The sequence below is a fragment of the Pseudomonas sp. P5_A12 genome (genome assembly GCF_056400685.1).
This window is the reverse complement of sequence record NZ_JBFUKU010000116.1, coordinates 1-16135: the sequence shown is the minus strand read 5'-3', so window position 1 is coordinate 16135 and position 16135 is coordinate 1. Positions and strand designations below refer to the sequence as shown.

The 16135-nt window shown below is 55.9% G+C and carries 12 protein-coding genes; 5 read left to right on the top strand and 7 right to left on the bottom strand.

The window, feature by feature from the left end; all coding sequences use genetic code 11:
- The 7 genes from rsmG to rpmH all read right to left on the bottom strand — a co-directional run.
- The coding region (gene rsmG / locus AC1DSG_RS16670) for a 16S rRNA (guanine(527)-N(7))-methyltransferase RsmG (protein ID WP_477791868.1) at positions 1-590 on the bottom strand (590 nt) is incomplete at its 3' end.
- Positions 587-2479 (bottom strand): tRNA uridine-5-carboxymethylaminomethyl(34) synthesis enzyme MnmG, encoded by a 1893-nt coding sequence (gene mnmG, locus AC1DSG_RS16665; protein ID WP_477791867.1) that lies wholly within the window; start codon positions 2477-2479, stop codon positions 587-589. The genes mnmG and rsmG, both read right to left, overlap by 4 nt.
- Before the next feature lie 550 nt (positions 2480-3029).
- The gene (gene mnmE / locus AC1DSG_RS16660) at positions 3030-4400 is read right to left on the bottom strand and encodes a tRNA uridine-5-carboxymethylaminomethyl(34) synthesis GTPase MnmE (protein WP_477791866.1); all 1371 of its coding nucleotides are present in this window, start codon (positions 4398-4400) and stop codon (positions 3030-3032) included.
- Between the two features lie 79 nt (positions 4401-4479).
- Entirely contained in the window at positions 4480-6165 is a 1686-nt protein-coding gene (gene yidC, locus AC1DSG_RS16655; protein ID WP_477791865.1) for a membrane protein insertase YidC, read from the bottom strand.
- Between the two features lie 2 nt (positions 6166-6167).
- Entirely contained in the window at positions 6168-6413 is a 246-nt protein-coding gene (gene yidD, locus AC1DSG_RS16650; RefSeq protein WP_052966011.1) for a membrane protein insertion efficiency factor YidD, read from the bottom strand.
- On the bottom strand, positions 6406-6807 hold the full coding sequence (rnpA, locus tag AC1DSG_RS16645; protein ID WP_027926203.1) for a ribonuclease P protein component: 402 nt from the start codon (positions 6805-6807) through the stop codon (positions 6406-6408). Before rnpA ends, yidD begins: the two co-directional genes overlap by 8 nt.
- A 16-nt stretch (positions 6808-6823) precedes the next feature.
- Positions 6824-6958, bottom strand: a complete 135-nt coding sequence (rpmH, locus tag AC1DSG_RS16640) for a 50S ribosomal protein L34 (protein ID WP_003213577.1) — start codon at positions 6956-6958, stop codon at positions 6824-6826.
- Positions 6959-7524: 566 nt separating this feature from the next.
- Between rpmH and dnaA the strand changes: the two genes are divergently transcribed.
- The 5 genes from dnaA to AC1DSG_RS16615 form a co-directional block, all read left to right on the top strand.
- Positions 7525-9048: a chromosomal replication initiator protein DnaA gene (gene dnaA / locus AC1DSG_RS16635; protein ID WP_477791864.1), complete on the top strand. Its 1524-nt coding sequence runs from the start codon at positions 7525-7527 to the stop codon at positions 9046-9048.
- Between the two features lie 39 nt (positions 9049-9087).
- Entirely contained in the window at positions 9088-10191 is a 1104-nt protein-coding gene (gene dnaN / locus AC1DSG_RS16630) for a DNA polymerase III subunit beta (RefSeq protein WP_477791863.1), read from the top strand.
- Positions 10192-10211: 20 nt separating this feature from the next.
- Complete coding sequence (recF, locus tag AC1DSG_RS16625; RefSeq protein ID WP_007948107.1) at positions 10212-11315, top strand: DNA replication/repair protein RecF; 1104 nt, start codon at positions 10212-10214, stop codon at positions 11313-11315.
- 5 nt (positions 11316-11320) lie between these two features.
- Positions 11321-13738, top strand: a complete 2418-nt coding sequence (gene gyrB, locus AC1DSG_RS16620; RefSeq protein ID WP_477791862.1) for a DNA topoisomerase (ATP-hydrolyzing) subunit B — start codon at positions 11321-11323, stop codon at positions 13736-13738.
- A gap of 486 nt (positions 13739-14224) precedes the next feature.
- Positions 14225-16135: nuclease-related domain-containing protein (locus AC1DSG_RS16615; RefSeq protein WP_477791861.1), on the top strand; the 1911-nt coding region annotated here is incomplete at its 3' end.

The window sequence follows — 16135 nt, the reverse complement described above, 5'->3', positions numbered from 1 at the left end:
GCCAGGGCGTGTTCGCTATCGAGGTGGAAGTCCGCCGGCAATGCTACCAGCTCATCGGCCGGATGAACGCCCTTCATTGCCAGCCAGCGTGTATCGGCGTCGCCGAGGTGGCGAGTCCAGTTGCTGAAGTTCTCCATGCTGCTGAACGCCCGGGAAATGATCCCGTTGAATGGCTGCGCAGGCTGGAAGGCTTCGACGCGACTGTGGATAACTTGCAGGTTATCCAGTTTGAGTTCGAGTTTGACTTGGGTCAGGAAGCGGGTTTTCTTGCCGTTGCTGTCCAGGCAGGTCACTTGGGACTCTGGAAACAGGATGGCCATCGGAATACCCGGCATGCCGCCACCGCTGCCAACGTCCAGCCAGCGACCGTTTTCGATGAACGACATCACGCTCAAACTATCGAGCAAATGACGCGAGACCATTTCGTCCGGATCGCGCACGGCGGTCAGGTTGTAAGCCTTGTTCCATTTTATCAACAGGGCCAGATAACCCAGCAGCTGCGCGTGCTGGGTTTCTGTCAGTGTGACACCGAGCTGGCGAGCACCTGTGGATAACTCTTCGGCGTGTTGCGAGGTGACCAACGAACTCAAGCGCTTTGCTCCAACTGACGGCCCGCGCCGCGTTTTTTCAAATGAATCATCAACAGCGAAATGGCTGCCGGGGTTACGCCCGGGATACGTGACGCCTGGCCCAGGGTTTCTGGACGGGTCGCGCCGAGCTTGCTCTGGATCTCTTTGGAGAGACCGGAAATGTTGGTGTAATCGATATCCACAGGCAGTTTTGTATCTTCGCTGGCCCGCAGGCGTGCGATTTCATCCTGTTGACGGTCGATGTAACCGGCGTACTTGGTCTTGATTTCAACCTGTTCGGCGACCTGTGGATCATCTGCACCACCGCCAGTCACGGCGATCAGGCCGGCGTAGTCGATTTCCGGACGGCTCAAGAGGTTGAGCAAATTGTATTCATGGGTCAGTGGCGTGCCGAACTTTTCGGAGATCGCATCGCCCTGCTCGGTGCCCGGGCGAACCCAGGTACTTTTCAGGCGTTGCTCTTCCAGTTCAATGCTTTCGCGTTTCTTGCAGAACGCAGCCCAACGCGCGTCATCGACCAGGCCCAATTCGCGACCTTTTTCGGTCAAACGCAAGTCGGCGTTGTCTTCGCGCAGGATCAGGCGGTACTCGGCACGGGAGGTAAACATCCGGTACGGCTCTTGAGTACCGAGCGTAATCAGGTCGTCGACCAACACGCCGATGTACGCCTCGTCGCGACGCGGGCACCAGGCATCTTTGCCCTGTGCACGCAGTGCAGCGTTGGCGCCGGCCAGCAAACCTTGGGCACCGGCTTCTTCGTAACCGGTAGTGCCATTGATTTGCCCGGCGAAAAACAGGCCGCCGATCACTTTGGTTTCCAGGCTGTACTTCAGGTCACGCGGGTCGAAGTAGTCGTACTCGATGGCGTAACCAGGACGAACGATGTGCGCGTTTTCCATCCCACGGATCGATTGCACGATCTGCAATTGCACGTCGAACGGCAAGGAGGTGGATATCCCGTTCGGGTACAGCTCATGAGTGGTCAGACCTTCCGGCTCGATAAAGACCTGGTGGCTTTCCTTGTCGGCAAAGCGGTGGATCTTGTCTTCGATCGACGGGCAATAGCGCGGGCCGATACCTTCGATCACGCCCGAATACATCGGCGAACGATCAAGGTTGGAGGCAATGATTTCGTGGGTACGGGCGTTTGTGTGGGTAATCCAGCAGCTCACTTGTTTCGGATGCTGCTCTTTGGACCCCATGAACGACATCACCGGGATCGGTGTATCGCCTGCTTGCTCAGTCATGACCGAGAAATCCACAGAACGACCGTCAATCCGCGGTGGCGTACCGGTTTTCAGGCGACCTACACGCAGTGGCAATTCACGCAGACGGTGAGCCAAGGCAATCGATGGCGGATCACCTGCGCGACCGCCGGAGTAATTCTGCATTCCGATGTGGATAAGTCCGCCGAGGAAAGTGCCAGTGGTCAACACCACTGAGTCCGCGAAGAAACGCAGGCCCATTTGAGTGACAACACCACGCACTTGTTCCTGCTCGACGATCAAGTCGTCAGCGGCCTGCTGAAATATCCACAGGTTCGGCTGGTTCTCCAAGGCTTCGCGGACAGCGGCTTTGTACAGAACCCGATCTGCCTGAGCGCGAGTTGCACGCACGGCCGGGCCTTTACGGCTGTTCAACACTCGAAACTGGATACCGCCTTTATCGGTTGCCATGGCCATCGCGCCGCCAAGGGCGTCGATTTCTTTTACCAGATGGCTTTTACCGATCCCACCGATGGCGGGGTTGCAACTCATTGCTCCGAGGGTTTCCACGTTATGCGTCAGCAACAGGGTTTTTGCACCCATACGTGCTGAGGCCAGTGCTGCCTCGGTACCGGCATGACCGCCGCCGATGACGATCACTTCAAAACGGGAAGGGAAATCCACCACGCACCTCGTGCCTGCTTCAGTTAGGTAATCAGGAATAGTTTGAGCTCAGGTTTCTGGACCTGGTCGGCAAGTATAGGGACTTCGTCCTTCCTAAAGAACCCTTTGCACAAAATTTAACCAGCTGTGGAGAAGTCGGGGTTATAGAAATTAAAAAGAGAGAAATTTATTAAATCTTTGTTTTTATGTTTATTTCTACTGAGGCACCTTTCTGTGGATAGATTGCTACAGGCTTTTATTATCAATGTGTACAGAGATTCAAAACCCTGTGGTCATGTGCCAACGAGGCCCTTGGATAACCGGTTTAAGCCTGTGGATGAAAGGGGTGGTTATCCACAGAGGCGTTTATCTTCAGTTTTGAGGCCCTGTTATCAACTGCCCTTAGTGGCAGTTATTCACAGGGCTTAATCCACAGAAAAGCGCTCATCGGGTAAATTTCGATCGAAGGAAAACCGCTCAACCAGAAATTATCTGCTCGGCACTGAGGGAAGATTTATCAAAAAGAGGAAACAGACAGGCGCGAGTGGCCTGTCTGTGGACAACGGAAGGGTTATTTACCGATACAGAAGCTGGAAAAGATTCGTCCCAACAGGTCATCCGAGCTGAATGCACCGGTGATTTCACCTAGCGAGTGCTGAGCCTGACGCAAATCTTCGGCCAATAACTCACCGGCACCTGCCAGGGTCAATTGCGCGCGGCCATGCTCAAGGGATGCGCTGGCATGACGCAGCGCCTCAAGGTGACGCCTGCGTGCGCTGAAGCTGCTTTCTGACGTTTGCTCGTAACCCATGCAGGCTTTGAGGTGGTCGCGCAGCAATTCCAGGCCTTCGCCAGCAGACTTGGCACTCAGGCTGATGGTGACGTGGCCATCCTCACTGACTTCCAGGGCAATGGTTTCGCCCGTCAGATCAGCCTTGTTACGAATCAGCGTGACTTTAGCGGGATCGGGGCGGATTTCGAGGAATTCCGGCCACAATGCGAAGGGGTCCAACGCTTCAGGAGCCGTCGCATCGACGACCAGCAACACGCGATCTGCTTCGCCGATGGCTTTCAATGCCCGTTCGACACCGATTTTTTCCACGTGATCGTCGGTATCTCGCAGACCAGCGGTATCAACTACGTGCAGCGGCATGCCATCAATGTGGATATGTTCGCGAAGAATGTCCCGGGTTGTGCCGGCAATTTCGGTAACAATCGCCGCTTCCCGACCGGCCAAGGCATTCAACAGGCTGGATTTACCGGCATTCGGCCGACCGGCAATCACTACCGTCATCCCGTCACGCAGCAAGGCGCCTTGCCCGGCTTCGCGAAGTACTGTGGACAGTTCATCGCGCACTTTGTCGAGCATGGCCAATACATGACCATCGGCAAGGAAATCGATTTCCTCCTCCGGAAAGTCGATGGCCGCCTCGACATAGATACGCAGGCTGATCAGTTGCTCGGTGAGGTTATGCACACGCTGGGAAAAGGCGCCTTGCAGAGAGCGCAGTGCATTTCTCGCAGCTTGTGCAGAACTTGCCTCGATCAAGTCGGCGATGGCTTCAGCCTGAGCCAGGTCGAGTTTATCGTTGAGGAAGGCGCGCTCACTGAATTCGCCGGGGCGGGCAAGACGGCAGCCCAGTTCCAGGCAACGTTTGAGCAGCATATCCAGAACGATCGGCCCGCCATGACCTTGAAGCTCAAGCACGTCTTCGCCGGTGAAGGAGTTCGGTCCCGGGAAATACAACGCGATGCCTTCGTCCAGTACCTCATCGTTTTCACTGAGGAACGGGCCGTAATGGGCAAACCGGGGTTTCAGTTCCCGACCGCTGATGGCCTTGGCCGCAAGGCTCGCCAACGGTCCGGAAATACGGACGATGCCCACACCACCGCGCCCTTGGGCGGTTGCGACGGCAGCAATGGTTTCACGAGGAACGCTCATAAACCGGTATCCAGACAAAAGTGGCAGATAGCAAAACGCCCCACTAGGGGGCGTTTTGAGTGGTTATCTACAGTGTAAATCAGGCGGCTGCTTTGGCAGCCGCTTCGATTTTACGTGTGATGTACCACTGTTGGGCGATGGACAGGCAGTTGTTCACTACCCAGTACAGCACCAGACCAGCCGGGAACCACAGGAAGAAGAAGGTGAAGATGATTGGCATCAGCTTCATCACTTTGGCCTGCATCGGGTCCGGAGGTGTTGGGTTCAACTGCTGCTGGATAAACATGGTTGCACCCATGATGATCGGCAGAATGAAGAACGGATCCTTGATCGACAGGTCAGTGATCCACAGCATGAACGGCGCTTGGCGCATTTCAACGCTTTCCAGCAGAACCCAGTACAGCGAAAGGAATACCGGCATCTGCACGAGGATTGGCAAGCAACCACCCAGCGGATTGATCTTCTCTTTCTTGTACAGCTCCATCATGGCTTGCGACATTTTCTGCCGGTCATCGCCATGTTGCTCTTTCAGCGCGGCCAGTTTCGGAGCCACTGCACGCATGCGCGCCATGGATTTGTAGCTGGCGGCCGACAGAGGGAAGAAAATCCCTTTGATCAGCATGGTCAGGAAGATGATCGACCAGCCCCAGTTACCGACCAGCGCGTGGATGTGTTGCAACAGCCAGAAAATTGGCTGGGCAATGAACCACAGAATGCCGTAGTCGACGGTCAATTCCAGACCTGGGGACAACTCTTTCAGGACTGCCTGGCTTTTCGGGCCGGCGTACAGAACAGCGCTGACTTCACCCTTCGCACCTGGCGCAACAGTCATGGCCGGGGCGGTGTAGCCGATGATGTAGTTGCCTTTGCTGTCTTTACGGGTCTGGACGACATTGTTATCGCCCTTCGCCGGAATCCACGCGGTCACGAAGTAGTGTTGCAACCAGGCAACCCAACCACCGTTTACGGTTTCTTTCAGCTGAGCCTTGTCCATGTCCTTCATCGACACTTTCTTGTACGGCTCGTTACTTGTCCACAGGGCTGCGCCCAAGTAAGTGGCGGTGCCGGTGGCAGTACTGGAAGAAGGATCGGAGCTGGCATCACGCTTCAGCTGGGCGAACATCGCACCCGACCAAGGCTTGGCGCTTTCGTTGTCGATCAAGTAGGAAACTTCTACATCGTACTGACCACGTTTCAGAGTGAAACGCTTGATGTAGTTGACGCCGTCCTTGCTGAACTTCAGGTCTACAACCAATTGGTCCTGACCGTCAGCCAGTTGGTAAACCTTCTTCTCCGAGGACCAAACCGGACGACCGGCAGGACTTGCGTCCGGACCATCAGTGCCGATCAAACCGCTTTGAGCCAGATAAGTCCGCTCGTTGCCGTTATCGAACAACTGGAACGGAATTTCCGGATGGTCCTGGCGACGTGGATATAGCGGCAGCGTCAGTTGGGCAACATCACCACCCTGTGGATCGACGGCCAGATTGAGCACATCCGTTTTGATCTGGATGAGGTCTTTGCTTGCAGCTACTGGCGTTTCAGCAGGTGCAGTGGCACTGGTATCGCTTGCGGCGCGTGGAATGTCGTCACTGACAGAAGCATTATTGCCAGTAGCCGTATCCGGTAAGCCCGGTGCGGTAGTACTGGAAGCAACATTCTGAGTCGGCAGGGCAGCCTGACCATAGTCCTGGTTCCATTTAAGAACCATAACGTAGGACACGATTGCCAGGGCGACGATCAGGATCGTGCGTTTGATATCCATGATTACTCGGCCATCGAAGAAGAACGGGAGGTAGGGATAGATGGAACCGGGTCATAACCACCGGGATTCCACGGATGACAGCGACCTAAACGACGAAAGGTCAGCCAGCCACCGCGCAGAAGGCCATGATTTTCTATGGCTTCATACGCGTAGCAGGAACAACTGGGGTAGAAGCGACAGTGACTGGCCATCAGAGGACTAATGGCATAGCGATAAAACTGGATCGGAACGAGTGCCAGTTTACGCATCGGGACTGTCTACCCCTACAGTTTCGGTTTTGACTGCTGGTACCGGCGTGCTGCGTGCCAGACGCTTCCAGAGTTTGCCGAAATGCTGAATCAATTCGGGGTTTTCTACGTCACCCAAACCTTTGCGCGCGACGATAACGATGTCCCAGCCGACCAGTGAATCCTGGTGCAGACGGAACGATTCGCGCATCAGACGTTTGAGGCGATTGCGCTCGACGGAGAGCTTTACGCTCTTTTTCCCGATAACCAACCCGAGACGGGGGTGATCAAGATCGTTGTTGCGCGCAAGGAGCAGGAGATTTTTCCCCGGAACCTTGCCGGTAGGGGAGTCAAAGACTGCCTTGAAATGCCGGGGAGTAAGCAGACGCTTTTCCCGACTGAAGTCCTGACTCACCTCCAGTGCCGGATTATCAAACTGCCAGACGCGCACGACCTTTGGCGCGACGACGCGACAGGACGGCACGACCGTTCTTGGTAGCCATGCGAGCACGGAAACCGTGGGTACGAGCGCGTTTGATAGTGCTTGGTTGGAAAGTACGTTTCATTGTCGTGTTACCTGGTTCGTCCACAACGGGCCGGAATGGCCCCCGTTTTAAGAGACCGGGGATTCTAGAGAAAGCAAGCCTCTAGGTCAATTTCCAACCAACGTTTCCTTATAAATAGATCTCCAGAGGTTTTGCCCGTGATTAACCCGCCGTCAGAAATAAATATAAGAAAGGAATTATTTAAAGCTTTTCTGTAAAGCTTATAAAAGCTAAGCAAGCGATCATCTGTGGATAACTGCCTTTGAGCCTTATAATCCGTGCTGTACAGAGAATGACAACTACCGTGGAAAACAGGGGGCAGCCTGTGCTGCGCTGTCGGATAACCTGTGGGTGAAAGGGCTAGTTATCCACAGGCTGGTTATCCACCGAGTTTCCCCCCTACTTGTGCAACGACCTTAGACCCGGTTATCCACAGAGCTTATACACAGACCACTCGTCGTGTTTTTTGCGTATAAAGCGTTGATTGTTCTTGGTCAGTGATCCACCTACGTGTGGATAAGTCAGCGTCTGGTCGCTACAATGGCCGCTTGTTTTTGCCTCACCGGCTTTCAACTTAGGGGATATCCGTGTCAGTGGAACTTTGGCAGCAGTGCGTGGAGCTTTTGCGCGAAGAGCTGCCTGCCCAACAATTCAACACTTGGATCCGTCCACTACAGGTCGAAGCCGAAGGCGACGAGTTGCGTGTCTACGCACCGAACCGCTTTGTTCTCGACTGGGTCAACGAAAAGTATCTGGGCCGCGTTCTTGAACTGCTCGATGAGCACGGCAACGGCATGGCGCCGGTGCTGTCCTTATTAATAGGCAGCAAACGCAGTTCGGCACCGCGCGCTGCTCCGAATGCGCCGTTGGCTGCCGCTGCGTCTCAGGCTCAGGCTGCTCAAGCACCCGTGAGTGCTCCGGCACCAGCGCCGACTGCCAGCGCACCGACCAAACGTGCAACGCAAAAAGCGGCCGAGATCAATGAAGAGCCGTCTCGCGACAGCTTCGACCCGATGGCTGGCGCGAGCTCGCAACAAGCACCGGTGCGCTCCGAACAACGCACCGTGCAAGTCGAAGGCGCGCTCAAGCACACCAGTTACCTGAACCGCACCTTCACCTTTGAAAATTTCGTTGAAGGTAAGTCCAACCAATTGGCCCGGGCCGCGGCCTGGCAGGTGGCGGATAATCCCAAGCACGGTTACAACCCGCTCTTCCTTTATGGCGGCGTTGGCTTGGGTAAGACCCACTTGATGCATGCTGTGGGTAACCACCTATTAAAGAAGAACCCGAATGCCAAGGTTGTGTACCTGCATTCCGAGCGTTTCGTGGCCGACATGGTCAAGGCGCTGCAACTGAATGCGATCAACGAGTTCAAGCGCTTCTACCGTTCGGTGGATGCGTTGCTGATCGATGACATTCAATTCTTCGCCCGCAAGGAACGGTCCCAGGAAGAGTTTTTCCACACCTTCAACGCCCTGCTTGAAGGTGRCCAGCAGGTCATTCTCACCAGTGACCGTTACCCGAAAGAAATTGAAGGCCTTGAAGAGCGTCTCAAATCCCGTTTCGGCTGGGGCCTGACGGTTGCCGTCGAGCCGCCAGAGCTGGAAACCCGCGTCGCGATCCTGATGAAAAAGGCCGATCAGGCCAAAGTCGATCTGCCCCATGACGCCGCGTTCTTCATTGCCCAACGCATTCGCTCCAACGTCCGTGAGTTGGAAGGCGCGCTGAAACGCGTGATCGCCCACTCGCACTTCATGGGCCGCGACATCACCATCGAGCTGATTCGCGAATCCCTGAAAGACTTGTTGGCGCTGCAGGACAAATTGGTCTCTGTGGATAACATTCAGCGCACTGTCGCCGAGTACTACAAGATCAAGATCTCCGACCTGCTGTCCAAGCGTCGTTCACGCTCGGTCGCACGTCCGCGTCAGGTTGCAATGGCGTTGTCCAAAGAGTTGACTAACCACAGCCTGCCGGAAATCGGCGATGTGTTTGGCGGCCGCGACCACACCACTGTTTTGCACGCCTGTCGCAAGATCAACGAGCTTAAGGAATCCGACGCGGACATCCGCGAGGACTACAAGAACCTGCTGCGTACACTGACCACTTGATGAACACCAGCGCAGCTTATTAAGGCAAGGGACTAGACCATGCATTTCACAATTCAACGCGAAGCCCTGTTGAAACCCCTGCAACTGGTCGCAGGCGTCGTTGAGCGCCGACAGACCTTGCCGGTGCTCTCCAACGTGCTGCTGGTTGTAGAAGGCCAGCAATTGTCGCTGACCGGTACCGACCTGGAAGTCGAGCTGGTCGGTCGTGTGCAACTTGAAGAGCCGGCGGATCCAGGTTCCATCACTGTGCCAGCGCGCAAGTTGATGGACATCTGCAAGAGCCTGCCAAACGACGCGCTGATCGACATCAAGGTCGACGAGCAGAAGCTGGTAGTGAAAGCTGGCCGTAGCCGCTTCACCCTGTCGACCCTGCCGGCCAATGATTTCCCGACCGTTGAAGAAGGCCCGGGCTCGCTGACTTGCAGCCTGGAGCAAAGCAAACTGCGTCGCTTGATCGAGCGCACCAGCTTCGCCATGGCTCAGCAGGACGTTCGTTACTATCTGAACGGTATGCTGCTGGAAGTCTCGGCTGGCATCATTCGCGCCGTGGCCACCGACGGTCACCGTCTGGCCATGTGCTCGATGCAGGCCGATATCGGTCAGCCGGATCGCCATCAGGTCATCGTTCCACGCAAGGGCATCCTTGAGCTGGCACGCCTGCTGACCGAGCCGGACGGCATCGTCAGCATCGTCCTGGGGCAGCACCACATCCGTGCTACCACCGGCGAGTTCACCTTCACCTCGAAACTGGTTGACGGTAAATTCCCGGATTACGAGCGTGTGCTACCTAAAGGCGGTGACAAGCTGGTACTCGGCGACCGTCAGGCGCTGCGTGAAGCCTTCAGCCGTACCGCAATTCTGTCCAACGAGAAGTACCGTGGTATCCGCCTTCAACTGGCCAACGGTCAGCTGAAAATCCAGGCGAATAACCCGGAGCAGGAAGAAGCGGAAGAAGAAGTGGGCGTTGAGTACAACGGTGGCTCCCTGGAAATCGGCTTCAACGTCAGCTATCTGCTCGACGTGCTGGGCGTGATGACCACCGAGCAAGTTCGCTTGATCCWGTCCGACTCCAACAGCAGTGCGCTGGTGCAAGAGTCCGACAACGACGACTCGGCTTACGTTGTCATGCCGATGCGCCTGTAATCATGTTCAGCAGAAGCTAGATGTCGCTCAGTCGCGTCTCGGTCACCGCGGTGCGCAATTTGCACCCGGTGACCTTCTCCCCCTCCCCCCGAATCAACATTCTTTACGGCGCCAACGGCAGCGGCAAAACCAGTGTTCTGGAAGCCATTCATCTGCTGGGGCTTGCCCGTTCGTTTCGTAGCAGCCGTTTGTTGCCGGTGATTCAATACGAACAATTGGCGTGCACGGTGTTTGGCCAGGTTGAATTGGCCGAGGGTGGGCACAGCGCGTTGGGCATCTCGCGTGACCGTCAGGGTGAATTTCAAATTCGCATCGACGGTCAGAATGCTCGCAGTGCGGCGCAACTGGCGGAGATCCTGCCACTCCAGTTGATCAACCCTGACAGCTTCCGCTTACTGGAAGGCGCACCGAAGATTCGGCGACAGTTTCTCGACTGGGGCGTGTTCCACGTGGAACCGCGTTTCATGTCCACTTGGCAGCGCTTGCAGAAGGCCCTGCGCCAGAGAAACTCTTGGCTGCGACATGGTACACTTGACGCCGTTTCGCAAGCGGTTTGGGACAGGGAACTGTGCCAGGCCAGCGCTGAAATAGATGAATACCGCCGCGCTTACATCAAAGCCTTGAAACCAGTCTTTGAACAGACCTTGAGCGAATTGGTCGAGCTTGAAGGCTTGACCCTCAGCTATTACCGAGGCTGGGACAAAGACCGCGAACTGAGTGCCGTACTCGCTGGGTCCCTTCACCGGGATCAGCAAATGGGTCACACCCAGGCTGGACCACAACGCGCTGATTTGCGCCTCAGACTGGGCGCACATAATGCCGCGGACATTTTGTCCCGGGGGCAGCAGAAGTTGGTGGTCTGTGCACTGCGGATTGCCCAAGGGCACTTGGTCAGCCAAGCCCGACGCGGCCAGTGTATTTATCTGGTGGATGATCTGCCGTCCGAACTGGACGAGCATCACCGCCGCGCGCTTTGCCGCTTGCTGGAAGACTTACGCTGCCAGGTCTTTATCACCTGTGTAGATCACGAATTATTGAGGGAAGGCTGGCAGACGGAAACGCCAGTCGCTCTGTTCCACGTGGAACAGGGCCGTATCACCCAGACCCACGACCATCGGGAGTGAAGGCATTGAGCGAAGAAAATACGTACGACTCAACGAGCATTAAAGTGCTGAAAGGCCTGGATGCCGTACGCAAACGTCCCGGTATGTACATTGGTGACACCGACGATGGCAGCGGTCTGCACCACATGGTGTTCGAAGTGGTCGATAACTCGATCGACGAAGCTCTCGCCGGCCACTGCGACGACATCAGCATCATCATTCACCCGGATGAGTCCATCACCGTTCGTGACAACGGCCGTGGCATCCCGGTAGACGTGCACAAAGAAGAAGGCGTCTCGGCAGCCGAGGTCATCATGACCGTGCTGCACGCCGGCGGTAAGTTCGACGACAACTCCTACAAAGTATCCGGCGGTCTGCACGGTGTAGGTGTTTCCGTAGTGAACGCCCTGTCCAAAGAACTGATCCTGACCGTTCGCCGCAGCGGCAAAATCTGGGAACAGACTTACGTCCACGGTGTTCCGCAAGAGCCGATGAAGATCGTTGGCGAGAGCGAAACCACGGGTACCCAGATTCACTTCAAGCCTTCGGCTGAAACCTTCAAGAACATCCACTTCAGCTGGGACATCCTGGCCAAGCGGATTCGTGAACTGTCCTTCCTAAACTCCGGTGTCGGCATCGTCCTCAAGGATGAGCGCAGCGGCAAGGAAGAGCTGTTCAAGTACGAAGGCGGTCTGCGTGCGTTCGTTGAATACCTGAACACCAACAAGACTGCGGTCAACCAGGTGTTCCACTTCAACATTCAGCGTGAAGACGGCATCGGCGTAGAAATCGCCCTGCAGTGGAACGACAGCTTCAACGAGAACCTGTTGTGCTTCACCAACAACATTCCACAGCGCGATGGCGGCACTCACCTGGTGGGTTTCCGTTCCGCACTGACGCGTAACCTGAACACCTACATCGAAGCTGAAGGTCTGGCGAAGAAGCATAAAGTCGCGACCACCGGTGACGATGCTCGTGAAGGCCTGACCGCGATCATTTCGGTGAAAGTGCCGGATCCGAAGTTCAGCTCCCAGACCAAAGACAAGCTGGTGTCTTCCGAAGTGAAGACCGCGGTCGAACAGGAAATGGGCAAGTACTTCTCCGACTTCCTGCTGGAAAACCCGAACGAAGCGAAACTGGTCGTCGGCAAGATGATCGATGCGGCACGTGCGCGTGAAGCAGCGCGTAAAGCCCGTGAAATGACACGTCGTAAAGGCGCGCTGGATATCGCAGGCCTGCCGGGCAAACTGGCTGACTGCCAGGAAAAAGACCCTGCCCTGTCCGAACTGTACCTCGTGGAAGGTGACTCTGCTGGCGGTTCCGCCAAGCAGGGACGTAACCGCCGCACCCAGGCCATCCTGCCGCTCAAGGGCAAGATCCTGAACGTCGAGAAGGCGCGCTTCGACAAGATGATCTCTTCGCAAGAAGTGGGCACCTTGATCACCGCGCTGGGTTGTGGCATCGGCCGCGACGAGTACAACATCGACAAGCTGCGCTATCACAACATCATCATCATGACTGATGCTGACGTCGACGGTTCGCACATCCGTACCCTGCTACTGACCTTCTTCTTCCGTCAGCTGCCGGAGCTGATCGAGCGCGGCTATATCTACATCGCTCAGCCACCGCTGTACAAGGTGAAGAAAGGCAAGCAAGAGCAATACATCAAAGACGACGACGCCATGGAAGAGTACATGACGCAGTCGGCCCTGGAAGATGCAAGCCTGCACCTGAACGAGGAAGCCCCTGGCATCTCCGGTGAAGCGCTTGAGCGCCTGGTGAATGACTTCCGTCTGGTGATGAAGACTCTCAAGCGTCTGTCGCGCCTGTACCCACAGGAGTTGACCGAGCACTTCATTTACCTGCCTGCGGTGAGCATGGATCAACTGTCCGATCATGCAGCGATGCAGGATTGGCTGGCTCAATATGAAGTTCGCCTGCGCACCGTCGAGAAGTCCGGCCTGGTGTACAAAGCCAGCCTGCGTGAAGACCGTGAACGTAACGTCTGGCTGCCAGAGGTCGAACTGATCTCCCACGGCCTGTCGAACTACGTCACTTTCAACCGCGACTTCTTCGGCAGCAACGACTACAAAACGGTCGTTTCTCTGGGCGCTCAGTTGAGCACCCTGCTCGACGACGGCGCGTACATCCAGCGTGGCGAGCGGAAGAAGCCGGTCACGGAGTTCAAGGAAGCCCTTGAATGGCTGATGGCTGAAAGTACCAAGCGTCACACCATTCAGCGATACAAAGGTCTGGGTGAAATGAACCCGGATCAGCTGTGGGAAACCACCATGGACCCAAGTCAGCGCCGGATGCTCAAAGTGACCATCGAAGACGCCATTGGCGCAGACCAGATCTTCAACACCCTGATGGGTGATGCGGTCGAACCTCGCCGTGACTTCATCGAAAGCAATGCCCTGGCGGTTTCGAACCTGGACTTCTGATCCAGTGTAGGTGGGCAAAGTTAATCGCCACCTCGGTCAAAGTTAAGCGCTTCGGCCAGAGTTAACGGCCCCCTAAGCTAAAAACAAAACTCCCAACAGATGCGAATCTGTTGGGAGTTTTGCGTATTCAGCTTTGACATTTCGAATGAGAGCTAGCTGACAAGCAGGACATTGCGGTGTCGCTACCTGGTTACAATCAGCGCATCACACTCACCCTTCGAAGAGTGCGAGTAATTTTTCGAACCCGGCTGTCATTCCGTCACGCGGATGTGCATGATTTAGAGCTAGAGTCCTTAGTGCTGCGATGCGTTCGAACCACATCCTGGCAGAACTTTCTGCCCCTCAGGTCATTCCTGTTGAACACTTGCTCACGCTCAAAAGGCGCTGGGGTATTTGCCGGTTGCACATGTGGCAGGCGCTGCGCTGTGTAACCGTGGACAAGTCGAGCGACTGAAGCGATCAACCATCGCATATGGAGTTTCAACGGTGGCATTAAAAGCATTTCGTGGCAGGCCTTTTGAGCATACCCACGAGAACCGGGCCTTCAACGATCTGTTTGATGCGCTGCAGCAGCACTGCATTACCACGGAGCAGGACTGGTACCTGCTCGGCAACTTTTATGTGGGCAGTCGCGAGCTGGATGCGATGGTGATCAAGCATAACGCGTTGATCATCATCGACTTCAAGGAGTTCAGCGGAGCCCTGCAGTTTTCCGAAGAGGGGCCATGGCTGATCAGCAGCGCCGAAACGGGCGACATCGTGACGGTCAAAGGTGGAGCCAGTGTCAATCCGCTTCGCCAATTGCGCCTCAACAAGGGTGCCTTGCTGGACTTTCTAAGCCGCAGCCTGGCTGATCTGCACCCTGTGTGCAACTGGCGGCACACGGCTGCGCTGGTGGCCTTTCAAGGTGTGGTCGAGTTCGACCGGCAGCAGCTGCCGGGGTCTATCAAGCCCTGGTTCCATATCAGCGACACGAGATCCCTCGTCAGGGATCTCGACGCTATCGTCAGCAGGGAAATCACGCTCTCGTCCGCCAACATCCAGCACATCGTCAGCAAGCTGGGCCTTGAGCTTTTTGTACCCGCCGGCATGCCCACAACCAGGGAGCTGGGTTATCCGCCAGCCAGGGGCAACACCACAACCAGACTGACCTCTCGGCAAAGCGAGTTACTGCATGGCTTTCGTAACTGGCTCCAGAGCGGTGCTGGCGTATTTCGCATCACTGGCATGGCCTCGACGGGCAAGCGTTTCCTATTTCCTTATCTGGTGGATGCTATGGGTGAAGCCGGACGGGAGCTGTTGCTGCTGACGCCTAGTGTTCGAATTTCCTCGACTTACCGGCATCCTCTGGCGCAGCCGACCTCCATCTATACTTGGCTGTATACCCGTCAGCCCAAGCGTTTTGAGAAGCAGGACGACCGTAAAATCGGTATTCACGAGATCAGGGATGAACTATTTTTAGACGGCAGAATCCCGGTTCTGGCGGATGCTCATCTGTTGAGCGACGAAGAGTTTGACGTCGGTGACAGGCGCTATGGTTCTGGCCGACTGCTTCATGACTTTCTTTCGGTCATCGCAAAAACAAAAACGCCCTTTGTGATCATCGGCGACCCTTATCAGATGCCCAGAGGCTCCCTGCAGCGCAGCCTAGTCAGTGGAGTCATGCTGGAGGAACTGGGGCTGGCAGTTGACCACTGCCTACTGACCGAGCAGATCGTCATGGATAAAGATGATGCGCTTGAGCAGATGCAGGCACACCTGGTCGATAGCCTGAACAAGAGTTGCTTCAACAGGCTTAAATGCCTCTCGGGCAAGCACCTTGAGATTCTCGATGCCGGTCACACGAGAAACTGGACGCCTGATGTCACCAATGTACGCGCCGAGTCCATCCTGATCTGCGCTACCCATGAGCAGAACAGCAAGCTCAACGCAGCGGTAAAAAGCAGGGTTCTAGGGCACGCCAGCCCGATACGGCTGGCGGCAGGAGACCGTATTGACTTCTACAACCGCACGATCATCCTTGCATCGGGTGATGAGGCTTCCATCATTGAAGCGGCGCGCTGGATCAGCTCCGGCGAGATAGCGCTGGTCGACTCGGTTGACGAGAACATTGAAATCCACTTTGTCGAATTGCGTGGTCGCAAGGAGGCTATCCGCTTGCGCTTCCAGTGCGCTAGTTGCCGCCTGCCCGGCTTGGGTGAGGTGCGCTTCCGCTATTTGGTGGACTACTTCGAAGCCGATCGACCCGAGCTTTGCAGCGACCAGTATCTGGCCATGCAGGTATTGGCTCGCCAGTTGGCCAAGCCAATATTGCAGCCTCTTCGGGACAAACTGCCGGATAAGAAAAGCCCGGGGTACAGGGAGGCGAGAGCTGAGTTCGACCGGCTGGAATATGAG